Source organism: Nocardioides piscis, from assembly GCF_011300215.1.
GTDB lineage: Bacteria > Actinomycetota > Actinomycetes > Propionibacteriales > Nocardioidaceae > Nocardioides > Nocardioides piscis.
In genome coordinates this window covers 1297994-1320117 of the sequence record NZ_CP049866.1, presented here as the reverse complement: position 1 = coordinate 1320117, position 22124 = coordinate 1297994, and the positions used below count along the sequence as shown (strand labels likewise).

The 22124-nt window shown below is 71.1% G+C and carries 20 protein-coding genes and 2 pseudogenes; 6 read left to right on the top strand and 16 right to left on the bottom strand.

What is annotated here, in order from left to right; translation table 11 throughout:
• Window positions 1-58: 58 nt before the first annotated feature.
• The 6 genes and pseudogenes from grpE to G7071_RS06475 form a co-directional block, all read right to left on the bottom strand.
• Complete coding sequence (gene grpE / locus G7071_RS06500; RefSeq protein ID WP_246210539.1) at window positions 59-715, bottom strand: nucleotide exchange factor GrpE; 657 nt, start codon at window positions 713-715, stop codon at window positions 59-61.
• A pseudogene (gene dnaK / locus G7071_RS06495) lies at window positions 712-2573 on the bottom strand (molecular chaperone DnaK). The gene grpE and the pseudogene dnaK overlap by 4 nt, the downstream one beginning before the upstream one ends.
• A gap of 185 nt (window positions 2574-2758) precedes the next feature.
• Entirely contained in the window at window positions 2759-4459 is a 1701-nt protein-coding gene (locus tag G7071_RS06490; protein WP_166316399.1) for an ABC1 kinase family protein, read from the bottom strand.
• The gene (locus G7071_RS06485; protein WP_246210537.1) at window positions 4456-4701 is read right to left on the bottom strand and encodes a CDGSH iron-sulfur domain-containing protein; all 246 of its coding nucleotides are present in this window, start codon (window positions 4699-4701) and stop codon (window positions 4456-4458) included. Before G7071_RS06485 ends, G7071_RS06490 begins: the two co-directional genes overlap by 4 nt.
• Complete coding sequence (locus G7071_RS06480) at window positions 4698-5705, bottom strand: iron-containing redox enzyme family protein (RefSeq protein ID WP_246210535.1); 1008 nt, start codon at window positions 5703-5705, stop codon at window positions 4698-4700. The genes G7071_RS06485 and G7071_RS06480 overlap by 4 nt, the downstream gene beginning before the upstream one ends.
• On the bottom strand, window positions 5705-6349 hold the full coding sequence (locus G7071_RS06475; protein WP_166316393.1) for a methyltransferase: 645 nt from the start codon (window positions 6347-6349) through the stop codon (window positions 5705-5707). The genes G7071_RS06480 and G7071_RS06475 overlap by 1 nt, the downstream gene beginning before the upstream one ends.
• Before the next feature lie 420 nt (window positions 6350-6769).
• Between G7071_RS06475 and G7071_RS06470 the strand changes: the two genes are divergently transcribed.
• Window positions 6770-7219 carry an SGNH/GDSL hydrolase family protein gene (locus G7071_RS06470; protein WP_166320973.1) on the top strand — a complete coding sequence of 150 codons (450 nt, stop codon included), beginning with the start codon at window positions 6770-6772 and terminating at the stop codon, window positions 7217-7219.
• Between the two features lie 63 nt (window positions 7220-7282).
• Window positions 7283-8482, top strand: coding sequence for an MFS transporter (locus tag G7071_RS06465; protein WP_246210533.1), 1200 nt, complete (start codon window positions 7283-7285; stop codon window positions 8480-8482).
• Here G7071_RS06465 and G7071_RS06460 read toward each other — a convergent pair.
• The 3 genes from G7071_RS06460 to G7071_RS06450 are packed head-to-tail and all read right to left on the bottom strand — an operon-like array spanning window position 8469 to window position 10014.
• A complete protein-coding gene (locus G7071_RS06460; RefSeq protein WP_166316391.1) occupies window positions 8469-9074 on the bottom strand; it encodes a hypothetical protein in 606 nt (201 codons plus the stop codon). The two genes, G7071_RS06465 and G7071_RS06460, sit on opposite strands and share 14 nt — an antisense overlap.
• Before the next feature lie 20 nt (window positions 9075-9094).
• Window positions 9095-9580 carry a nitroreductase family deazaflavin-dependent oxidoreductase gene (locus G7071_RS06455; RefSeq protein WP_166316388.1) on the bottom strand — a complete coding sequence of 162 codons (486 nt, stop codon included), beginning with the start codon at window positions 9578-9580 and terminating at the stop codon, window positions 9095-9097.
• Window positions 9581-9591: 11 nt separating this feature from the next.
• Window positions 9592-10014: a nuclear transport factor 2 family protein gene (locus G7071_RS06450; RefSeq protein ID WP_166316385.1), complete on the bottom strand. Its 423-nt coding sequence runs from the start codon at window positions 10012-10014 to the stop codon at window positions 9592-9594.
• A 41-nt stretch (window positions 10015-10055) separates the two neighbouring features.
• On the opposite strand from G7071_RS06450, the gene G7071_RS06445 reads away from it, so the two are divergent.
• From G7071_RS06445 to G7071_RS06430, 4 genes are all read left to right on the top strand, one after another.
• On the top strand, window positions 10056-10934 hold the full coding sequence (locus tag G7071_RS06445) for a TIGR03619 family F420-dependent LLM class oxidoreductase (protein ID WP_166316382.1): 879 nt from the start codon (window positions 10056-10058) through the stop codon (window positions 10932-10934).
• Complete coding sequence (locus tag G7071_RS06440; RefSeq protein ID WP_166316379.1) at window positions 10931-12073, top strand: hypothetical protein; 1143 nt, start codon at window positions 10931-10933, stop codon at window positions 12071-12073. Before G7071_RS06445 ends, G7071_RS06440 begins: the two co-directional genes overlap by 4 nt.
• 269 nt (window positions 12074-12342) lie before the next feature.
• Window positions 12343-13140, top strand: coding sequence for an SDR family oxidoreductase (locus G7071_RS06435; RefSeq protein ID WP_166316376.1), 798 nt, complete (start codon window positions 12343-12345; stop codon window positions 13138-13140).
• Window positions 13137-14279 (top strand): sulfotransferase family protein, encoded by a 1143-nt coding sequence (locus tag G7071_RS06430; RefSeq protein WP_166316373.1) that lies wholly within the window; start codon window positions 13137-13139, stop codon window positions 14277-14279. Before G7071_RS06435 ends, G7071_RS06430 begins: the two co-directional genes overlap by 4 nt.
• Here G7071_RS06430 and G7071_RS06425 read toward each other — a convergent pair.
• From G7071_RS06425 to G7071_RS06400, 7 genes and pseudogenes are all read right to left on the bottom strand, one after another.
• Window positions 14242-15027: a sucrase ferredoxin gene (locus G7071_RS06425; protein ID WP_166316370.1), complete on the bottom strand. Its 786-nt coding sequence runs from the start codon at window positions 15025-15027 to the stop codon at window positions 14242-14244. The two genes, G7071_RS06430 and G7071_RS06425, sit on opposite strands and share 38 nt — an antisense overlap.
• A complete protein-coding gene (locus tag G7071_RS19610) occupies window positions 15024-16703 on the bottom strand; it encodes a helix-turn-helix transcriptional regulator (protein WP_281351750.1) in 1680 nt (559 codons plus the stop codon). Before G7071_RS19610 ends, G7071_RS06425 begins: the two co-directional genes overlap by 4 nt.
• 68 nt (window positions 16704-16771) lie before the next feature.
• Window positions 16772-17947 (bottom strand): ATP-binding protein, encoded by a 1176-nt coding sequence (locus tag G7071_RS06415; protein ID WP_166316367.1) that lies wholly within the window; start codon window positions 17945-17947, stop codon window positions 16772-16774.
• Between the two features lie 56 nt (window positions 17948-18003).
• The gene (locus tag G7071_RS19605) at window positions 18004-18132 is read right to left on the bottom strand and encodes a hypothetical protein (protein ID WP_281351749.1); all 129 of its coding nucleotides are present in this window, start codon (window positions 18130-18132) and stop codon (window positions 18004-18006) included.
• A 285-nt stretch (window positions 18133-18417) separates the two neighbouring features.
• Window positions 18418-19616 (bottom strand): annotated as a pseudogene (hutI, locus tag G7071_RS06410) (imidazolonepropionase).
• Window positions 19613-20926: a formimidoylglutamate deiminase gene (locus tag G7071_RS06405; protein ID WP_166316364.1), complete on the bottom strand. Its 1314-nt coding sequence runs from the start codon at window positions 20924-20926 to the stop codon at window positions 19613-19615. The pseudogene hutI and the gene G7071_RS06405 overlap by 4 nt, the downstream one beginning before the upstream one ends.
• Window positions 20923-22116 carry an allantoate amidohydrolase gene (locus G7071_RS06400; protein WP_166316361.1) on the bottom strand — a complete coding sequence of 398 codons (1194 nt, stop codon included), beginning with the start codon at window positions 22114-22116 and terminating at the stop codon, window positions 20923-20925. The genes G7071_RS06405 and G7071_RS06400 overlap by 4 nt, the downstream gene beginning before the upstream one ends.
• Between the last annotated feature and the right edge of the window lie 8 nt (window positions 22117-22124).

Here is a 22124-nt window from a genome sequence, read left to right as displayed (position 1 = left end):
GGACGTCATGGGGACTGGCTGTCAGGGTGACCAGCCCCCATGACGTGTCCGGGTCGGGCTAGGCGCTGACGGGATCCACCACCAGCACCTGGGCCGCCCGCACCACCCGGTCGTTGATCTTGTAGCCGGCCTTGGCCACGACCTTGGCCGTGGTGACCTCGACGTCAGGATCCTCGCCGATGTGGCTCAGCGCTTCGTGGATCGTCGGGTCGAAGACGTCGCCGGGCGCGCCGAACTTGGTCAGCCCGAGTCCGGTGACGATGCGCTCGAGCTGCTCGGCCACGGCCTTGAACCCACCGTCGAGCTCGCCGTGCTCACGGGCCCGGTCGATGGTGTCGAGCACCTCGATGATGGGCTGGAGGACCTTGTAGGTCGCGTTCTCCGCGATCAGAGCCCGGTCGCGGTCGACCCGGCGCTTGTAGTTGAGGAACTCCGCCTGCAGCCGCTGGAGGTCTGCGGTCATCTCGAGGAGCTGCTCGTCGGCCGAGGGCCCGTCGTCCTCTGACTCCTCCGGGCCCTGCTCCGAGCTCGCCTGCGAGCCCTCCTGCGAGTCCGCCTCCGCGTCCTCCTGCTGGACCTCCGGAGCGACGGCCGGGGCCGAGGCGCCCTCGAGGGGCACCTCGACCTCGGTCTGGTCGGTCATCTCCGCAGCCTCGTCACCGAAGGACCCCTCCTGGCCAGTGCCCTCCGCGCCCGTCTCGGAGGAGCTGGTCACTTGGACTCGCCCTCACCGGAGCCGTCGACCGGCTCGTCGACGATCTCGGCGTCGACGATGTCGTCGCCCTGCTCCGCGTCCGGCGCAGCCTCGGCCCCGTCAGCGGTGCCGGCGGCCTCGGCCGCGGCATACATCGCAGCACCCATCTTCTGGCTGGACTCGCTGAGCTTGGTCACCCCGGCAGTGAGGTCCTCGGCGCTGGCCTCTTCGTTGACCAGGGTCTCCTTGAGGGCGTCGACGTCGGCGCGAACCTCGGTCTTGACGTCGTCGGGGACCTTGTCCTCGTTCTCGGAGAGGAACTTCTCCGTGGAGTAGACGAGGCCGTCGGCCTGGTTGCGGACCTCGATGGCCTCGCGACGCTTGGCGTCCTCCTCGGCGTACTGCTCGGCCTCCTTGACCATGCGGTCGATCTCGTCCTTGGACAGCGCCGAGCCGCCGGAGATGGTCATCGACTGCTCGCGGCCGGACGCGTGGTCCTTGGCAGAGACGTGGACGATGCCGTTGGCGTCGATGTCGAAGGTGACCTCGATCTTGGGCACGCCGCGGGGGCGGGCGGCAGGCCGGTGAGCTCGAAGTTGCCGAGCGGCTGGTTCTGCGCCCACATCTGGCGCTCGCCCTGCGCGACCTTGATCTCCACCGACGGCTGGTTGTCGTCGGCGGTCGTGAAGATCTCCGAGCGCTTGGTCGGGATCGTGGTGTTGCGCTCGATCAGGTTGGTCATCACGCCACCCTTGGTCTCGATGCCCAGGGACAGCGGGGTGACGTCGAGGAGCAGCACGTCCTTGACCTCGCCCTTGAGGACACCGGCCTGGAGGGCGGCGCCGACGGCGACGACCTCGTCGGGGTTGACGCCCTTGTTGGGCTGCTTGCCCCCGAGGAGCTCGGTGACGAGCTCGCCCACGGCCGGCATCCGGGTCGAGCCACCGACGAGGACCACGTGGTCGATCTTGCTGACCTCGACGCCGCCGTCCTTGAGCACCGACTTGAAGGGCTCACGGGTGCGGTCGAGCAGGTCGGCCGTCAGCTTCTGGAACTCGCTGCGCGTGAGCTTCTCCTCGAAGTGCAGCGGGCCGCCCTCGCCGTGGGTGATGTAGGGCAGGTGGATCGTGGTCTCGCTCGAGGACGACAGCTCGATCTTGGCCTTCTCGGCCGCCTCCTGGAGGCGCTGCTTGGCGATCTTGTCGGCCGCGAGGTCGACGCCGTTGTTGTCCTTGAACTTCTTCACCATCCACTCGACGACGCGGTTGTCCCAGTCGTCACCACCGAGGTGGTTGTCACCGGAGGTCGCCTTGACCTCGACGACGCCCTCGCCGATCTCGAGCAGGGACACGTCGAAGGTGCCGCCGCCCAGGTCGAAGACGAGGATGGTCTGGTCGTCGCCCTTGTCGAGGCCGTATGCCAACGCGGCCGCCGTCGGCTCGTTGACGATCCGGGAGACGTTGAGGCCCGCGATCTCGCCGGCCTCCTTGGTGGCCTGGCGCTGGGCGTCGGAGAAGTAGGCCGGGACGGTGATGACCGCGTCGGTGACCGGCTCGCCGAGGTAGGCCTCGGCGTCGCGCTTGAGCTTCTGCAGCACGAACGCGCTGATCTGCTGGGGCGTGAAGTCCTTGTCGTCGATCTTCTGCTTCCAGTCGGTGCCCATGTGGCGCTTGACGGAGCGGATCGTGCGGTCGACGTTGGTGACGGCCTGACGCTTGGCCACCTCACCGACGAGGACCTCGCCGGACTTGCTGAACGCCACGACGGACGGGGTGGTGCGCGCGCCTTCTGCGTTGGCGATGACGGTGGGTTCTCCACCCTCAAGGACGGCCACGACGGAGTTCGTCGTGCCGAGGTCGATGCCGACGGCTCGAGCCATGGTGGTGCCTCTCTCTCGCAAGGGATGTCCGGGAGCGGCCAGTGTGCCGTGGTCTTGATGACCAGACAAACAACTTGCGCCGCATCCACTCAACTTGGTTCACAGGCTACAACGCAGGCGTCGCCGGATTGTTCCCGGGGTCGGGGCGAAATCGCCCCGGTCCGCTGTGACGAAGGTCGCGAGGCTCAGCTGCGGGAGTCGGTGCGACCGGAGGCCCGGGTGGTGCGCGCGACCTTGCGGTCGGTCGACACGATCCAGACCGTGAGCGCGACCCCCGCACACACGGCGAAGGTGAAGAAGAACAGGGCGACAGCGGGCAGGCCGAAGAGCTCGGCACCACCCGGCACCCGGGCCAGCAGCGCGGCGCCCATGATCGTGGCGGCGATGATCAGGCCCAGGGTGAGGCGGTTGGCCACCCGCTGCAGGACGGTGTGCAGGCGCTCCTCGTCGATCGCGTCCACCCGGACGTGGAACTCGCCGTCGGCGAGGGTGTCGAGGATCCGGTTGGCGCGCTTGGGCAGCATCGCCGTGAACTCCTTGGCCTCCATCGCTGCGGCGATCAGCCCGCTGGGGCTGATCCCGATCCCGTGCGAGAGCATGCCGCCGACGTTGTCGCGCAGCGCCTCGGCGGGCGAGAAGTCGGGGTCGAGGTGCAAGGTGGCCTGGTCGATGTTGAGCAGCGCCTTGCCCATCATCGACATCTCCGCCGGCGGCTGGAGGCCGTGCTGTCCCGAGAGCCGGCTGAGCTCGACGAGCACCGAGCCGGCCTGCAGGTCGGAGCCGGCGTTGACCGCCTCGGAGACGAGGTGGGTCACGTCGTCACGGAAGGCTGCCGCGTCATAGTCGGCCAACGGATGTCCCATGGCGGCGAGCACCCGGGCCGCTTCCTCGCCCTCGCCGTCGCTGATCGCCAGGAGCAGCTTCAGCACGTGGTCCTGCATGCGGGAGGGCACCGTGGCGATCATCCCGAAGTCGATCAGGGCCAGCCGGCCGTCGTCGGTCAGCATGAGGTTGCCCGGGTGGGGGTCGGCGTGGATGACGCCCTTGTCGAGCATCATCTCCAGGTAGCACGCGAACAGCTGCTCCACGATCGGACGCGCGTCGATGTCGATCAGCCCGAGGCGCCCGACGTCGGTGACCTTGCGTCCCTCGACGCGGTCCATGGTCAGGACGCGCCCGGTGGTGTGGGTCATGACCGGTTCGGGCACGACGAGCAGGTCGTAGCCCTGCGTGAGGTCGATGAAGCGCAGGAGGTTGCGCGCCTCGCGGCGGTAGTCGAGCTCTCCGGCCAGGGAGCGCCGGAACTGGGTCAGCAGCTTCTCGAAGCCGTAGCGCCGACCCAGGTCGGTGCGCTTGTCGGCGGTGGCGGCCAGCCGGCCCAGCACCTCCATGTCGGCGCGGACGACGTCGCGCACGTGGGGCCGCTGGACCTTGACGACAACCTCGCGTCCGTTCCGCAGGGTGGCCCGGTGCACCTGCCCCAGGGACGCGGCCGCGATCGGCTCGGGGTCGAAGTCGGCATACAGGTGTCGAAGGTCAGCGCCGAGCTCGGCCTCGACGATCTCCTTGACCGTCTCGAAGGCGAAGGGCTCGACCTCGTCCTGCAGCCGCGCCAGGGCCGTCGTGTAGCTCGCGGGCAACAGGTCGAAACGGGTGGACAGCAGCTGCCCGAGCTTGATGAAGGTGGGACCCAGCTTCTCGAGGTCGCGGGCGAGCGCCTCGCCCCGGTCCGCCTCGCCCAACGGCTGCTCGTCGTCGACGAAGCCGAAGTCGTCCGACGACGACCCCGACAGCAGGTCTGAGCGGCCGTGGCGCCACGCCAGCCTGGCCAGCGCGGCGTAGGTGACGCTGGACGTCGCGGCCGTCTCGGACGGGTCGGCCTTCATGAGTCGTCTCCTGCTCTGGGGGTGCGCTCGTTGTCCTCGCGGTTGAGACGGGCGCGCTGGAGCGCGCGGTGGGTTCCGTCGCACCAGGGCATCCGTTGGGACATGTCACACCGGCAGACGGCGACGACCGGGCGAGTCACCGGGTGGACGACGCCCTGCTCGTCCGTCAGCTCGTCCGCGCCGCGAAGGAGCAGCGGCCCGTCCGGGCAGGCGGTCACGCGGACACGGGCGACCGAGGTCACGACGCGACCCGCTCGCCGGTGGCCTCGCGCAGGCTGCTGCGCCCGTCCTGCCATGCCTGCAGCAGGACCTCGCCCGCCGCCGCCTCGACCACGAGGCAGCTGGCAGCTCCGAACAGCACGACGGGCTCGTTGGCGCGATCGTGGTCGACCAGCGCGCCGCAGATGTCGCGGAGCACCAGCTGCTCGTGCACGGCGTCGGCCTCCACGTGCTCCTCGAAGTAGTCGCGGACCGCATCCGGGAGCCCGAGTCGCTCAGCACCCGACGCGAGCTGCTTGCTGGGTGCGGAGCTGGTCGCCTCGAAGACGCCGTAGTGGCCCGCAGAGGCCGGCGCCAGCTCGCGGCGCAGCGCGAAGAGGTGCATCACGTTGACCACGGCCAGCGTGGTCGCGGGAACGGAGTCGACGTAGCCCCCGGGCTCGCTGACCAGGCCACACTGCTCCATCGCCCGGGCGTAGAGCAGGCTGTGCAGTCGGTCAGGGTGGCCGCCGCCGTATTCGTCGTAGGCGAGCTCTGCCATCGCCACCTGGGCACGCCCGGGCAGACGCGGCATCGCGAACATCTGCGGATCGGTCTCACGCAGGTTGTAGATGCTGCGGTGGACCAGCAGCTCGGCGAACTGGTCCGCGGTGGCCTCGCGCTGGATGAAGCGCGCCACGGACGGTCCGGGAAAGGAGTCGCACAGCTCGAAGATGCGGTCGGCGAGGGCAGCCTCGCCGTCCGCCACCTGGTCGACCACCTCGGCCGTCCGGGTGCGCAGCGCGTCCAGCACCAGCCCCTCCAGCGAGCGACGGAGCCGGATCAGCTCGGGGTCCCACTCCAGCGCAGGGTCGACGTCGTCCAGGCCCTCGTAGTGCAGGGAGTAGAGCAGCCACAGGGACAGCTGGATGTCTTCGTCGGCCAGCGGATCGGGGCTGGGCCGGACGACGACCTCGGCGAGGGTTCCAGAGGTGAGCGCCGCGATGACGGCCTCGGAGACGGGCCCGCGGGAGCTTGGCAGACGCATCAGTCACTTCCCTCGTGTCGGTCCAGGCGGATCAGCGAGCCCCGGTCGCCCTCGTGGCGTACGTCGACGACCACGAGCCCGTTCGTGCCGGCGCGCTCGGCCACCCCCGCCTCCTGGCCGGGACCGACCTGCAGCAGCAGTGACCCGCCCTCGACCAGGTGTTGCCCGGCAACGGTCAGGACGGCGCGCACGAGGTCGAGCCCGTCAGCCCCGCCGTCGATGGCGTGGGGCGGGTCCTCGGGGAACTGCTCGATCCCACCGCTGGGGACCCACGGCGGATCCGCGACGACCAGGGCGAACCGCTCGTCGGGCGCCAACGCCTCCTCCAGCCGGGCGCACCGCACCTCCACCCGGCCTGCCAGCCCCGCCGCCTGCGCATTGCGGCGGGTGTAGTCGCAGGCGACCTCGGCGTCGTCGACGCACACCAACGCACGGTCCGACTCCAGCACCGCGTGCAGCCCGATGTGCCCGGCGCCGGAGCAGAGCTCGAGCACCCGCCCGGGCGGGGTCGTCCGGAGGATCTCGCTCGCCCAGCGGGACTGCGCGAGCGTCCACTCCCGCGGCACGAGCAACCGGTCGTCATAGGCGATGTCGAGCTCACCGAACCGCATCGTCGCAGCGGTAGGCAGGCTGCCTGGCGACATGCAGGGTGGTCCTTTCGCGGGGGCTTGAACGGCCCATCGACTATCCCACAGGGCACCCGAGGGGGTTCCACCCCAATGGCCATCGTGCGCGCTCCTCTTTGTGGGGGAAGACTTGCCCAAACGGGGTACGGCGGTGGGTTCGACGGAGGATGATCGCCGGGTGACACCCCGGGCCGGCTTCCTTCGCCCTCTCCCCTCAGCACGCCAGCTCACCGCGCTGGCGGTCGTCGTGGTCGTCATCGCCACAGCGATGGCGGCGCTCGCGACCGTGCGAGCACGCGCCTCCGCGCAGGCACTGTGCGAACGGCACCAGGTCGACGCCGCCGAGCGTGCCCGCGGCACCACCGGACGCGGTGGCTCGACCGTGGTGATCGGCGACTCGTGGAGCGTCGGCCTGGGCCTGCGTGACCTGCATCAGTCCTGGCCGGCCCGACTTCCGGGACGCGTCGACGTGGCAGGCTTCTCCGGCTCCGGGTTCAGCAGGGGGCCAGCCACTGTGGCGACCGGTCCTTCGCGACCCGGGTCCGCGCCGCGCGGGATGCCGACCTGGTGGTCGTCGCCGGCGGGCTCAACGACCACGACCAGTCGGCTGCAGACATCCGCGCGGGGCTCCGCTCCCTCGTGAACAAAGTGGGCACCCACGAGCTGGTCGTCGTGGGGCCGGCGACCGCCCCGGCCCGAGCGGCCCGTGTCGGCCGGGTCGACACCGTGCTCGAGCAGCTGTGCGCGGAGCTCGACGTGCCGTACGTCGATGCCAGCGCCATACGCCTGGACTACCTGCCTGACCGCCTGCACCTGACTGCGGCCGGCCACGCCGCCTTCGGTGACTTCGTCGCCGCGGAGCTGCGCACGCTGGGGCTGCTGGACTGACGCAACGGCGTCGACGGGCGGCCTGCTCGAACGCCGCGCGCGGCCACCGCGGACAATGGCCGGGTGAAGGCCGACACCGCTGGGGCGGACACCGACTTCCGCCTGCGCGACATCGCGCTGGCGGCCTACGCCCCGATGGTCGTCAACGCGATCGGGCACGGCGCGGTCATCCCGATCCTGGTGCTGCGTGCCCGCGAGCTCGGCGCCGACGTGTCGACCGCCGCGATGGTGGTGGCCCTGCTCGGACTGGGCAGCCTGGTGGCGTCGCTGCCGGCCGGCGCGCTGGTGGCGCGCATCGGCGAACGCCGGGCCCTGACCACCGTGGGGTTCCTCGACGCCGTCGCGATGGCCGCTGCCGCACTCACCGACTCGGTGTGGGCCCTCGGGCTCGCCGTGACGTTCAGCGGGATGACGTGGACGGTGTTCCTGATGGCCCGCCAGGGCTACATGATCGACGCCGTCCCCGTGGCGTTCAGGGCCCGCGCGATGGCCGGGCTCGGCGGCAGCATGCGGGTCGGAGTGCTCGTCGGACCGCTGCTCGGCGCCGGCCTGATCCACCTCAGCGACCTCACCTCGGTGTTCTGGCTGGCAGCCGCGATGTCGCTGGCCTCCGCCGTGCTGGCGCGGCTGATGCCGGACTACGGCTCGGACGAGCGCAGTACGGCGACGCACCTGTCGGTCGTCTCCGTGCTGGTCGCCCATCGGCACACGCTGCTGACGGTCGGCGTGGCTGTCGTCATCATCGCCGCGAGCCGGTCGCTGCGCATCGGGCTGCTGCCGCTGTGGGCCGACCACCTCGGACTGTCCGCGAGCACCACGTCGTTGATCTTCGCCGTGGCGGCTGCCGTGGACATCGCGTTCTTCTTCCCGGGCGGCTGGCTGATGGACAACCACGGCCGGGCCGTCGTCGCCGTGCCTGTCGTTGCGACCACCGCCCTCGCCTGCCTCCTCCTGCCGCTCACCTCCGGCGTGGTGGGCGTCGGGGCGGTGATGGTGCTGATGGCGGTCGGCAACGGGCTGGCCTCAGGGATCGTGATGACGCTCGGGGCTGACACGGCCCCGGTCGAGGGACGGGCTCAATATCTCGGCGCCTGGCGCCTGTGCGGCGACATCGGCATCTCTGGCGGCGCACTCCTGGTCAGCGTCGCCGCCGCCGTCGCACCCCTGGCGGTCGCCTGCGTGGTGATGGGCGGGCTCGCGGGAGCGGGCACCGTGTGGGTCGGCGTCTTCACCCGCCGGCTCGACCGGCTCAACCGACGGTGACGACGACCTCGTTGGAGAACAGGTCGGTGTCGGTGTCGATCACGCGGAACTTGTTGGGACCGGGCCGGCTCGTCTGGACATAGGTCGAGAAGGTCTGGTTGCTGACCGACATGGTGACCGGGAAGTCCGACCAGGCGCCGTCCTCGAAGCGCTGCACCTGCAGGATCGCGCCCTCACCGGCGGGATAGGTGCCGGTCAGGTCGATCTGCTGCATCGGGCCGACCGACGACTGGTTGGCGGACAGCGAGATCTCGGTCGTGGCGGCCGTCGTGGACGGCTCGCTGGTCGCCGGCGCCTCGGCGTCCACCGGCGGGGCCTCGGAGGTGATCGTCGGCTCGGGGAGATAGAGCGAGCTCCCGCTGGTGGCATCCGACTCGGCTGCTGACGAGGCATCGCCGTCCAGGCCCAGGACCCTGCTGCCGACGAGCGCGGCCACGCCGCCGAGGACCCCGACCACGACCGCCACCGCGACCAGGGCGACCAGGCCCATCACGACCGGTCGGTCCTGGATGCGAGGGCCGCTCTCGTCGCGCCCGTCGTCTCGGGGGTCGCCGAGGGCGCCGGCGCTGAGGCGGTCCCGGTCGTCGGTCACGTGCTGGTCTCCTCGAGTGTTCAACGTGGTTCGCAGATCACGACTGGGATGTCCCGGTCGGTCCACGACTGGTAGGACGCGAAGTCGGCATAGAGGTCGACCAGGCGGGGCCAGAGTCGCGCCTTCTCCTGCGCGGACGCCAGCCGGGCCCGCACCGGCACGACCTCGGACCTGATCTGGAGCTCGGTCTCCGGGGCTGCCAGCAGGTTGCCGAGCCACTGCGGGTCCCTGGGCATCCCGCCCGAGCTCGCCACCACGACCACGTCGGGTCCGTCGTGGAGATAGAGGAGCGGGGTGGTGTAGCTCGTGCCGGACTTGCGACCGACGTGGCTCAGGAGGAGCACCGGGGCAGGCTTGCGGAACGCGGAGCCGACGCGCCACTTGCCGCCGACCCGCCCCCCGGTGTGCTGGTAGAGCCACACGTTGACCTTGGCCATGCGCCGGGTCGCGCTGAGCGCGGAGTCCTTGTCGAGCCACCCCGGGCGCGGCTTCGGCGGGGTCGTCATCTGTCCCTCCATCAAAATCCTCGGTGCCAGACCATGTCGTCGATGATCCCGCGCGAGCGCCAACCTATCGGCGTCCGCACGAGGTCGTGGTGGTAGAAGCCGCCGACCTCCAAGAGCCGCTCGGTGCCGTCCGGCGCGACGCTCACCATCGGGTTGGTGAAGTAGGCCGTGGCGCTGGCGCTGTCGCCGTCCAGCTGGATGGCGATCTGACCGATGACGTGCTGGAAGCGGTCGAACCCGGCCAGTCCCTGCTCGATCCACGGGACGACTTCGTCGGGGGGACCCTTCGGACCGCCGACCATCGAGTAGTCCATGACGGCGTCCGGGGTGAACACGTCGAAGAGGTCGGCATAGGACTTGGTGTCGACCGACAACGTGTAGCGGGTGATGAGATCGATGATCTCCTGGCGATCGCAGAGCTCCCGGACGTCCACCCCACTACTGTGACACTGAAACACGTTCTAGTGTGAGTCCCATGCGATTCACGTATGCCGAGGCCATGACCCAGGCGCAGTTCTACGCCCCGCTCGCCCAGGCCGCCGAGCAGTCCGGCTACACCTCCATGACGGTGGCCGACTCGCTGATCTATCCACGCGAGTCCGACTCGACCTACCCCTACACCGACACGGGTGACCGCGAGTTCCTCGAGGGCAAGGAGTTCGTCGAGACGATGATCCTCTGCGCACACCTGTTCGCAGTGACCTCGACGCTGCGCCTGACGCCCTTCGTGCTGAAGCTGCCCGTCCGCCCGCCGGTGCTGGTCGCCAAGCAGGCGTCGTCGTTGGCCTTCTTGTCCGACAACCGCCTCGGGCTGGGTGTCGGCCTCTCGCCGTGGCCCGAGGACTTCATCGCGATGGGCGTTGCGTGGGAGCGCCGGGGCAAGCGGATGGACGAGTGCATGGACATCCTGCGCGGCCTCACCGGCGGCGAGTTCTTCGGCTACGACGGGGAGTTCTACAGCTTCCCCGAGCTCAAGCAGAGCCCCGCCCCGACGCAGCCGATCCCGCTGCTCGTGGGCGGCCACAGCGACGCGGCGCTGCGACGCGCCGTACGCAAGGGGGACGGATGGATGCACGCGGGCGGCGACGGCGAGGAGCTGGACCGGTTGCTGACCCGGCTGGCCGAGATCCGCGCCGAGGAGGGCGACACCCGCGACGACTTCGAGGTCCACGTCATCTCCTACGACGCCTACTCCCCCGACGGCGTCAAGCAGCTGGCCGACAAGGGAGTCACCGACTGCATCGTCGGCTTCCGGGTGCCCTATGTCGTGGGCCCCGACACCGAGCCCCTGGCGAAGAAGGTCGAGCACCTCGAACGCTATGCCGAGTCCGTGATCGCGAAGGTGAACCCATGAGCCTGGAGCTGTTCCGCGCAGCGATCGCGGAGGCCGAGGCGCTGGTGCGCAACCCGCCGTTCGAGATCACCGAGCAGGAGCTCGCCGAGGGGCTGGACTATCTCGCCGGGTCGATCCGCTCCTCGATCCAGATGGCGTTCGACTACGACCTCGACCACCCGGTGCTGATCAACCCGACACACCAGTACGCGCGCCAGGGCCTCGACAACCCCGACGCGGTCTACCTCAACGCCTACCTCACGCACGGTGCCTCCTACGTCGTGTCGGGTCGCCGCGGGTCGAGCGCCGACCTCTCCTTCCAGGTGATGGCAGGCACCTACTCCGACGCGGGCGCGCCCGAGACCCTGGCCGCCTTCGACGACCGCGAGCTCGACATCGCCGCGGACGGCACCTTCGAGTGGCGCTTCGGGCCCGAGCTGGGCCTGCAGAAGGGCGCGACCCTGATCGTGCGTGAGGTCTTCTCCGACTGGTCCACCGAGGAGCGCGGCCAGTTGCGGATCCAGCGGCTGGACACCGCGGGCGTGCCTCGCGGTCCGGTGACGTCGGAACGCGTCGAGAAGAGGTACGGCGTCGCGGCCAAGATGCTCACCGGGCGGATCAGGACGTGGTTCGCCTTCCCGGAGTGGTTCACCTACAAGGAACCGGTCAACACCCTGACCGTCCCGGCGACGACTCCGGGCGGGCTCACCACGCAGTTCTCCTCGATCGGGCACTACGCGCTCGAGCCCGACGAGGCGCTGGTCGTGACCGTCCCGGCGTGCGAGGCGGCGCCATACCAAGCGATCCAGGTCGGCTCGAAGTGGTATGTCTCGACCGACTACGAGCATCACCAGACCTCGCTCACCCGCGCCCAGTCGCACGTCGACGACGGCGGGCTGATCCGCTACGTCATCGCCGAGCGCGACCCCGGGCTGGCCAACTGGGTGGAGACGACCGGTCACGCGGCCGGTGTGATGATGCTGCGCTGGCAGCGGGTCGAGCGGTCGCTCGGGCAGGCCGACGGTCCGCAGGTGGAGGTCGTGCCGTTCGCGTCCCTGGCCGGCCGGGCCGACCTCGCCGCGCAGCGCGTCACTCCCGAAACCTGGCGCGCGCGGATCGAGGCCCGTCAGGTCGGCATCGCTCGGCGGATGATCAGCTGAGTCGGCGCACAACACCTGTCGAGCCGGCGCGCAACACCAGCCGAGTCGGCGCGCAACACCCGTCGAGTCGGCGCGCAACACCTGTCGAGCCGGCGCGCGTGCGCACGGTCTGCGGGCAGCGCCGACTCAGTGCGCGCCCGGCGCCGACTCGGCCTGCACCCCACGCCGACTCGGCGGGTGCTAAGCGCCGACTCGGCCTGCACCCCACGCCGACTCGCCGGGAGCGGACAGCTCTCGACGGTTGCTAGAACACGTTCTAGTGTGCTCGCATGAGCGTCGACGCGTTACCCCCAATCCTGGCCGACAAGGTGATCGTGCTGTCGGGTGTCGGCCCGGGACTCGGCCGGGCCCTCGGCGAGGAGGCTGCTCGCATGGGCGCAGACCTGGTCCTGGTCAGCCGCACGGAGAAGCGGCTGGAGAAGATGGCCGAGGTGGTGCGGTCCCACGGGAGGCGGGCACTCGTCGTGCCCACCGACATCACTGACGAGGAGCAGCGCGCTGCGCTCGTCGCGCGCGCGGTCGATGAGTTCGGCCGGGTCGACTGCCTGATCAACAACGCGTTCGCCATCCCCCCGATGGACCCCATCACGACTCTCGACCTCGACGGGTTGCGGGCCGCCCAGGAGACCAACGTGCTCGCGCCGCTGCGCCTGAGCGCGCTGTTCGCCGACGCCCTCGCGGCGACCAGCGGGTCGATCATCAACATCACGTCGTGCGTGGTCTACAGCTCACAGCCGGAGTTCAGCGGCTACAAGCTCTCCAAGGGCGCGCTGGCGCACCTCAGCTCGAGCCTGGCCACCGAGCTGGGCCCGCGCGGCATCCGGGTCAACTCCGTCGCCCCGTCCTACATCTATGAGGACGTCAACAAGGCCTACTTCGACTGGATCGCCTCGGAGTCCGGACGAACGCACGACGAGGTGTACGCCGAGAAGGCCGCCCCGACGGACCTGAAGCGACTCGCGACACCGGACGAGATCGCGCGGGCGGCGCTGTTCCTGGCCAGCGACCTAGCGAGCGCCGTGACCGGCCAGACCCTCAACGTCGACTGCGGGGAGTTCCACTCGTGAGCACCGCTGCTCCTCGGGTCCGGGGCGACGTCGGTTCGCTCGACGACATCACGGCCGCCGCCGTACGCGCCACCGGTCTCAGCGACTTCGGCGACGACGCGCACGTGGAGGGACTGGGCGTCCTGGTCGACGACTACGCCTCCGCCGCCGGGCTGACCGGGGAGGGCAACTACCGCATGCGCTCGATGGTCAAGGGCCTGCTCGTGGCGAAGCTGATGGCGCAGCAGGGACGCGCGAGGAATCCCGGCGTGGACGGCGTCGCGATCGAGCGACCCGTCTTCATCATGGGTCTCCCCCGGTCCGGGACGACCCTGCTGCAGCGGCTGCTGACCGCCGACCCCCGCCACCAGGGCCTCGAGCAGTGGCTCGCCGATCTCCCCCAGCCGCGCCCGCCCCGGGAGACCTGGGACGACGACCCCATCTTCAGCGCGATGCAGGGTGGCTATGCCGCCTTCCACGAGGCCAACCCGGAGCTGGCCGGGCTGCACTACTCCGACGCCGCCTCGCACGAGGAGTGCTGGCGCCTGCTGCAGCACTCCGGCCAGTCGGTCGCCTTCGAGACCCAGGCCTACACCCCCGGCTACTCCGCCTGGCTGGGCCAGCAGGACTGGGTCCAGGCCTACCGACGCCACCGCAGCCTGCTGCAGCTGATCGGGTTCAACGAGCCGGACAAGCGCTGGATCCTGAAGAACCCCAGCCACCTGATCGCGCTCGACGCGCTCAAGGACGTCTATCCCGACGCCGTGGTCGTGGTGACCCACCGTGACCCGGTGGCTTGTACGGCGTCGATGTGCTCGCTCGCGGCAGCCTCCACCCGGGGCACGTCCGAGGTGTTCGTCGGCGAGACGATCGGCCGCACCCAGCTCGACCTGCTGGCGCGCGAGCAGGCTGCGTTCCGCGCCAGCGCCCACCCCGGCGATGCCATCGACGTGGCCTACGACGACCTCGTGGCCGACCCGGTCGCGACGGTGCGCGGCGTCTATGCGGCCGCAGGGCTGGCGTGGGACGACGAGACCGCGACCTCGGTGACCGAGGAGCTGGAGCGTTCGCGCAGCGGCGTACGCGCTCCGCGACACGACTACGACCTCGCGGACTACGGCCTCACCGAGGCGCAGGTGCGGGACGCCCTCGAGGCCTGACCTCGAACCGGGTGGTCGCCTTGAGCTCGAGGCCGCCGCAGCTCTGCCGCCGATCCGGGCCCGCGACCTCGACCACCTCGTCGTCCGGGTCACCGCCGGCCAGCGCGTGCAGCTCGCGGACCTGGTCGGCTCCGCTGCGGCCGGCGCGGCCCCGGCTCAGGTCGAGCGGCACCCCGCCCGCCTCGAGCTCGGCACAGGCCGCGACCACGTTGTCGGCGCTCAGCCGGCCCAGGGTGTGTCCGCTCGGTAGCGCCAGCAGGGTGCCGGCGAACCGGTGGCCACCGAGATGGGTGGTCTCCCAGGTCTCCTCGGGCCAGCGGGCGGCGAGCCCGGCCGCGATCGGGCGGCCGACCTCGGCGCAGCAGCGGTCGCGTCGCCCGTTGGTGCACACCAGCCACAGCACTCCCTCGTATGGCGACAGGCTCCCCAGGTCGAGGGCGAGCAGGTCGTCGACCTGGGCCAGCCGGGCGGTGGTGACCCGGAAGCCGGCCTCGGTCGCCGTGGCGTGGAAGACCCGCACGCCCGGCCCGCCGACCCCACCGGGCCTGCGGACCAGCTGGACCCGTACGCCGTCGAGCGCCGCCAGGTGGTCCTTGACCTCAGCGGGGAGCCGACTCTCGGCCACGGCCTGACGTCCCCACGGGCCGGGGTGCTCGACCAGCAACAGCTCGGTGTCGGCCGGCGCAGTCCCGGCGAGCTGCTCGTGGTCGTTGCGGCTGTCGACCGAGCAGCGGAAGTCGTCACTCACAGCAGCCCGACCCGCCGGGCGATGGCTGCGGCCTCGGTGCGCGAGGACGCATCGAGCTTGCCGAGGATGTTGGAGACGTGCACCGAGACTGTCTTGGTGCTGATGAAGAGGTGCTTGCCGATCTCCCCGTTGGTGCGCCCCTCGGCGACCAGCGCCAGGATCTCCGTCTCACGCGGTGTCAGGGACGTGCCGGTCGAGCGCTCGAGCGGCTGCGGCGTCGAGCCGAGGGCGGTGAGCTCGGCCACCAGGGCGCTGGCACCGAGCTGTCGCGCGCCGTCCCGGGCGAGGTCGGCGCTCGCGCGCGAACCCGCCAGGTCGCCGGTGGCCCGCAGCACCTGGGCGAGCCGGGCACGGACGCGGGCGATCTCATAGGTGTGGCCGTGTGCCACGGTGGCGCTCTCGGCCTCGCGCCACGCGGCCACGAGCTCGTCGGCGGTGGGCGCATCGATCTCGCTGAGCCAGCGCCAGCGCAGCTCCTCGGCCGCGCGGCGCGCCACCCAGGCCTGGTATTCGGGGCCACGGGAGGTCTCGTACTCGGCATAGAAGTCGATCACCCGGGCGCCGTCCTCCAGCAGTCGGCGCACCACCTCGGCCGCTGCCGCCCGCTCGGACGCGCTCTGGGAGGCGGCAGCCGACGCATGGATGGCCACCACCGTCGTCGACAGGCGAAGGCGTGCCTGGAACCACTCGTGCCACAGCGGCCGGACCGTCTCGACGAGGTGGTCGTAGGTCTCGAGCGCACTCGCCGGGTCTCCTGTCCGCTCGGCCATCTGCAGCTCGGCAGAGGCGGCGACGATGGCGATGAGCCCGTCGCGGGACCAGTAGTCGCGCAGGGTTCGCAGCGGGTCGGGCCTGCATCCCTCGCGCAGGGCGCAGACCAGCATCTGGTGGGCGAAGTAGAGCCATTCGTAGACGAGCGGCGGGTTGAGGCCCGACACGTCGAGCAGGGCGAAGGCCTCGTCGAGCCGGCCGAGGTGGGTGAGGATGCTCGCCTTCATGTAGCGCGCTTCTGCGGGCAGGGGTGCCCATCGCTGGCCGACCTCCTCGCCGCGGCGGATGACCTCGCCATAGGCCTGGAGAGCGGCGTCGAGGTCGCCGCGGTCGTGGTCGGAACGGCCGAGGAAATAGGTGGCCCTGAGCTCGGCCTCCAGGTGTCCGGAGTCGCGGGCGCGCTGGGCGATCTCGCGCCACGAGTCACGCAGCTGTTCGAGGTCGGTGGTGTCGTCAAGACGGATCAGGGTCGTCGAGATCTCGACGACCTGCCCGGTCAGGCTGTGTCGCTCGGCCAGCGCCAAGGCCTCCATCGCGACGGCCCGGGCCCGCTCCTCGTTGCCGCGGGCCATGCACTGGGCATAGACGTTGAGCGCGCGGGCGCGGAGTCGCGGTGGCGCCTCGGCCAGCAGCGTCACAGCCTCCGCCGCGATGGCCTCGGGGTCCTCGGTGCTGTCGGTCAGCAGCAGCGCGCCGGCCAGGGCGGTCAGCAGCTGTCCACGGTCGAGGTCGGGGGAGTCGTCGGGGAGCAGGGCCAGCTGGCGGCGGAGCACCTTGACAGCCTTGGACACGCGGCCGGACGCGATAAAGGCCTCCGCGCACCGACGCACGAGCGCAAGCAGGTCGATGTCATCGGGCACCTCCACGTCGGTGGCGAGGAGGTCGAGGGCCTCGAGGAACTGCATCGCCGCCTCGTTGGGACCGCCGACGGCGAACGCCTGGTTGCCGGCGTCGACGCTCGCCCTGGCCGCCGTCAGCCGGTCGCCGGCCCGGCGGGCGTGGAGCGCCAGCTCGGCCGCGGTCCCCGGGCAAGGCCCGACTGCAGGGCCGCGCTGAAGGCGGTGTGGAGCCGGACGCGCTCGCCGGGCAACAGGTCGTCATAGACGGCCTCGCCCAGCAGCGCGTGTCGGAAGCGGTATGCCGATCCGCGGGTCTGCTCGAGGACGTTGGACTCGACCGCGGAGCGCAGGGCGGCTTCCAGCTCGGCGGGGGCGAGCCCGGTGACGGCGGCCAGCAAGGTGTGGGAGACCCGGCGGCCGGCGACACTGGCCGCCCGCACCACCTCCAGCGTCCGCTCGTCGAGCCGGTCGAGGCGGACCAGCAGCACGTCGGCCAGCTCCGAGGGGATGGGCCCGTCGGTCGACCAGCTGACGCCGACCAGCTCCTCGACGAAGAAGGCGTTGCCCTGGGCGCGGTCGATGATCTCGGCGACGCTCGCCTCGGCGAGCGGGGACTCGGTGTGCATCGCGTGGATCAGCCGGCGGACCTGGGTCTCGTCGAGGGGGTCGACCTGGATCCGCTCGACGCCGCGCAGCCGCGCCCACTCGGCGACCTGGGGGCGGAGCGGGTGGCGGCGGTGCAGGTCGTCGGAGCGATAGGAGACCACCAGCGCAACCTGGCCGTCGAAGGGGCGGGCGAAGAGGAAGCTGAGCATGTCGCGGGTCGACTGGTCGGCCCAGTGGGTGTCCTCGACGACGACGAGCAGCGGCGCGCTCTGCCCCACCGCCTCGAAGAGGTCGTGGACCGCGGCGAAGACGTTTCCCCGGTCGAGGGACTGTGCCTCGTCCCGGTCCTCACTGACCTGCAGCCTGCGGCCCGGCGCGAGACGGGCGAGGGTGGGATGGCGTTCGATGACGCTCGCCGCCACCTCCGGCCGCTCGGTCAGCACGCGCCCGAGGATCTCGGTGAAGGGGAGATAGGGCATGGACCCCTCGGCGAGGTCGAGACAGTGTCCGGCGAGCACCAGCCAACCCGCCTCGACGGCGACGTCGCGCAGCTCGGTCAGCAGGCGCGTCTTTCCCACCCCTGCGTCGCCGGCGAGCAGCACTGCGCGGCTGGTGCCCGGGAACGAGCTGATGCCCAGCTGTGAGACCAGGGCCGACAGCTCGTCGTCGCGTCCGACGAGGTCGACACTGCGCGAGGTGGACACGAACGACATTGTGTCCTCCCCCGCCGACACTGCGACGGGTGTGGTCGTCGAACGGGTCAACTGATCGCGGCGTCCCGCCGGCGACGGGTCGTGGTCAGGACCCGACGCCGTCCCAGGTCGTTGCGCATCCGCTGGGTGCGGTAGGCGACCTCGGCGTTCATGAATGTGATGTCCGTGGTGAACATGGTTCTCGTCTCCTTCATCTGGTGTGGATGAGAAGACAGTGCGTCGCTGAGGTAGCCCCACACATCAGTCAGGCTCCCTAGTCGAGCGCTCGCGCTACCTCAGATTGCCGACGACCGGGCGTCCCGCCGGCATCCCCGTCACACGCGGGTGGTGGGGTCGTGTTGTCGCTGGGACCCGCGCAGACGACCGCACTAGCAACGATCAGGCCCCACCACCCGCGTGTGGTGGGCGAGTGGGCTGACGGGTTCGCTCTGACGCAGGCCCAGCCGGCGGCTGGGCTCGCGCTACCTCAGACTGCCGACGACCGGGCGTCCGCCCTGCCAGACCCCCGCGACGAGCGGGACACCGGGGCGATAGGCGAGATGGACGTATGACGGGGCGTCGAGGAGCACCAGGTCGGCGGCCTTTCCCGGGGCGATCGTGCCGACGTCGTCGCGGTCGAGCGCCCGCGCCCCCATGGCGGTGGCGGCGTGCAACGCCTCGGCCGGGCTCATCCCCATCTCGCGCACGGCCAGGGCGATGCACAGCGCCATCGAGCTGGTGAAGCACGAGCCGGGGTTGCAGTCACTGGCGAGGGCGACCCGGACACCGGCGTCGATCAGCCGCCGGGCATCGGGATAGGGCTGCCGGGTCGAGAACTCCACGCCCGGGAGCAGGGTCGCGATCGTGCCGCTCTGTGCCAGCGCGTCGACGTCGTCGTCGGTGAGGTAGGTGCAGTGGTCGACCGCCACCAGGCCGAGCTCCGCGGCCAGCTGCACGCCCCCGCCATACGTCAGCTGGTTGGCGTGGAGGCGACCGCGCAGGCCGTTGTCGGTGCCGGCGGCCAGGATGGCTCGTGCCTGGTCGACGTCGAAGGCGCCGTCCTCGCAGAACACGTCGATCCAGCGGGCATGGGGCGCCGCCGCCGTCAGCATGGGGCCGGTGACGAGAGCGACGTAGTCCTCGGGGTGGTGCCATCGGGGACGACGTGGGCGCCGAGGAAGGTGGTGTCCTGGGTGAACTGCCGCGCCACGGCGAGCGAGCGGGCCTCGTCGTGGACGCTCAAGCCGTAGCCGCTCTTGATCTCCACGGAGGTGGTGCCCTGGGCCCGCATCTCGGCGACGAGACGGGCGACGTGTGACAGCAGCTGCTCGTCGCTGGCCGCTCGCGTGGCGGCGACGGTGGTGCGGATGCCACCGGCCGAATAGGGCTCACCGGTCATCCGGGCGGCGAACTCCTGCGCCCGGTCGCCGGCGAACACGAGGTGGCTGTGGCTGTCGACGTAGCCCGGGATGACCGCACGCCCGCCCGCGTCGAACGCCGTGTCCGCCACGGGGGCGTCATGGGCGGGTCCGACCCACGCGACGGTGCTGCCCTCGATGACGACGGCGGCGTCACGCACGATGCCGAGGAACCGGTCGGCATCGTCGTTGCCCTGGATGGTCGAGTCGTTGGTGACCAGCTCGCCGATGCCGGTGACCAGGATGCTCGTCGTTGGGCTCATGTCCAGATCCTCCCGATCGCCTGGGCCAGGGCGTGCCCCACCTCGCCGCGCTCACCCGCGGAGAACACGAACCGCCCGTCGACCATGGTCGAGACGACGTCCTCGGCCACCGCCGCGAAGACGACGGTGTGCTCGTCTGACCCGGTGCCGGCGGTGCGGGGGCTCTGGGTGTCGAGGGTGACGAGGTCGGCTCGCTGGCCGACCTCGATGCTCCCGGCGTCGGCCCACCCCAGGCTGGCGTGTCCGGAGACGGTGGCGGCCTCGACGAGCTCGCTCGCCTGCCAGTGTCCGCGCTGCTGGCTGACGAGCCGCTCGTCGAGCTCGACGGCTCGCATCTCCTCGAACAGGTCGATGACCGCGTGGCTGTCCGAGCCGAGGGTCAGCCGGGCGCCCGCGTCGGCGAGCCGCCGGCTCGGCCCCACGCCGTCGCCGAGGTCGCGCTCGGTGGTGGGGCAGAAGGAGACGAACGCCGTCGCTCCACCGAGGAGGGCGATGTCCTCCTCGCTCAGGTGTGTCGCGTGCACCGCCGAGGTGAGCGGTCCGAGCAGCCCGTGGTCGGCGAGCAGGCGGGTCGGGGTCACGCCGTGTGCCGACCGGCACCCGTCGTTCTCGGCGACCTGCTCGGACAGGTGGACGTGCAGGGGCCGGTCGGTGGCCCAGTCGGCGAGGAGGGCCAGGGTGTTGCCCGGGTCGGCGGGGAGCGCCCGGACGGAGTGGAGGGCACCGGCCACGATGGCGGTGTCCGTGGGAGTCAGGGCGTCGACCCGGTCACGCCAGGCGTGGGCCGACGCATCGGCATACCTGACCTGGACGCCCTCGGGCGGCGCACCGAACCCGCTCGAGAGATAGAGGGTGTCGAGCAGGGTGATCCGCAGGCCGGCGACCCGTGCTGCCTCGACCAGCGCGAGCCCCATCGCGTTGGGGTCGTCGTAGGGGCGGCCGTCGGGGCGGTGGTGGAGATAGTGGAACTCGCCGACACAGGTGATCCCGGCGGCGACCATCTCGCGGAAGACCGCGGTGGCGAGCGTGAGGTAGGAGTCGGGGTCCAGCCGCTCCGCCACGGCATACATCTGCTCGCGCCAGGTCCAGAAGCTCCCGCGCTCGTGCTGCGTGCGGCCGCGCAACGCACGGTGGAAGGCGTGGCTGTGGGTGTTGGCCAGACCGGGGATGGTCAGGCCGGGCAGCCGTTCGGCAGCGCTGGCGAGGACTCCGGGCTCGACCGCGGCGAAGCGGCCGTCGACGACGTCGACCAGGACGTCGTCGTGGACCCCGTCGGGCAGGAGGGCGCGCTCCAGGAGATAGGTCGTCACGAGGCGAGCTCGCTCAGCACGTCGGCGAGGGCCTCGACGCCCGCGAGGCAGTCGGCGGTCTCGGCGAGCTCCGCAGGCGAGTGGGACACCCCCGTCGGGTTGCGGACGAAGAGCATCGCGGTCGGGATGCCGGCGTCGGACAGGATCCCGGCATCGTGGCCGGCCTGGGTCGCGATGACCGGCCAGTCGCCGATGGCGGCCAGGGACCGCGTGAGGTCCGCATCGAAGTGGACCGCACCCGAGACCGACTCAGCGGTCACCGAGAGGGCGGTGCCGTCGCGCTCGGCCCGGTCGTCCCCGTGGCGCGAGATCGACTCGACCAGCTCAGCGAGGGCCGCGTCGGAGGAGCAGCGGGCATCGAGCCACGCGCTGACCCGCGACGGCACGGCATTGGTGCCGTTGGGCGCGACGTCGATGCGCCCGAAGGTCGCCCGCTCGCCGGTGAGCCGGGCCTGCTCGTCGGCCGCAAGAGCCGTCGCGGCATAGGAGAGCATGGGGTCGCGCCGGTCCTCCATCCGCGTCGTGCCGGCGTGGTTGGCCTCACCGGTGAAGTCGAAGCGCCAGCGGCCGTGCGGCCAGATCTGGCTGGCGAGCCCGACCGCGACGTCGCGGTCGACGAGGTCGCGGCCCTGCTCGACGTGCAGCTCGACGAAGCATCCGACCCCCTCGAGGGACAGCAGACCGGCGGAGGGGTCGAGGCCGGCGGCGTCGAGCGCGTCGAGGAGATGGACGCCGTCGCGGTCCTGCCGCTCTCGTGCCGAGTCCCACGTCGTCGCGCCGGTCACCAGGCGCGAGCCGAGGCAGGCCAGCCCGAACCGCGAGCCCTCCTCCTCGGTGAAGACCGAGACGCCGATCGGGCGGGTCGGCTCGACCCCTCGCTCGCGCATGACGTCGATCGCCGCGAGTGCGGAGACCACGCCGAGCGGGCCGTCGAAGGCGCCACCGTCGAGGACCGAGTCGAGGTGGGAGCCGGTCAGCACGCTCGGGCCGGCCGCCCCGGACGGGCGCCACCAGGCGACCTGGTTGCCCATCGCGTCGGTCTCCAGCTCGAGGCCGCGAGCGATCGCCGCCTCGGCGAACCACGCCCGCAGCTCCGACTCCGCCGACGTCCAGGGCTGGCGGAAGTAGCCGCCCGACGACGTGGACCGCCCGACCGGGTGCAGGTCGCGCCACATCGCCTCGAAGGTCATGGCCGCCA

Bases quoted from the DNA above. Each gene is read 5' to 3' on its own strand.
- G7071_RS06480 (WP_246210535.1), bottom strand. From the start codon at position 5,705: ATGCGTCTGCCAAGCTCCCGCGGGCCCGTCTCCGAGGCCGTCATCGCG.
- G7071_RS06490 (WP_166316399.1), bottom strand. From the start codon at position 4,459: ATGAAGGCCGACCCGTCCGAGACGGCCGCGACGTCCAGCGTCACCTAC.
- G7071_RS06440 (WP_166316379.1), top strand. From the start codon at position 10,931: ATGAGCCTGGAGCTGTTCCGCGCAGCGATCGCGGAGGCCGAGGCGCTG.
- G7071_RS06455 (WP_166316388.1), bottom strand. From the start codon at position 9,580: ATGACGACCCCGCCGAAGCCGCGCCCGGGGTGGCTCGACAAGGACTCC.
- G7071_RS06475 (WP_166316393.1), bottom strand. From the start codon at position 6,349: ATGTCGCCAGGCAGCCTGCCTACCGCTGCGACGATGCGGTTCGGTGAG.
- G7071_RS19605 (WP_281351749.1), bottom strand. From the start codon at position 18,132: ATGTTCACCACGGACATCACATTCATGAACGCCGAGGTCGCCTACCGC.
- G7071_RS06400 (WP_166316361.1), bottom strand. From the start codon at position 22,116: ATGACCTTCGAGGCGATGTGGCGCGACCTGCACCCGGTCGGGCGGTCC.
- G7071_RS06445 (WP_166316382.1), top strand. From the start codon at position 10,056: ATGCGATTCACGTATGCCGAGGCCATGACCCAGGCGCAGTTCTACGCC.
- G7071_RS19610 (WP_281351750.1), bottom strand. From the start codon at position 16,703: ATGCAGTTCCTCGAGGCCCTCGACCTCCTCGCCACCGACGTGGAGGTG.
- G7071_RS06435 (WP_166316376.1), top strand. From the start codon at position 12,343: ATGAGCGTCGACGCGTTACCCCCAATCCTGGCCGACAAGGTGATCGTG.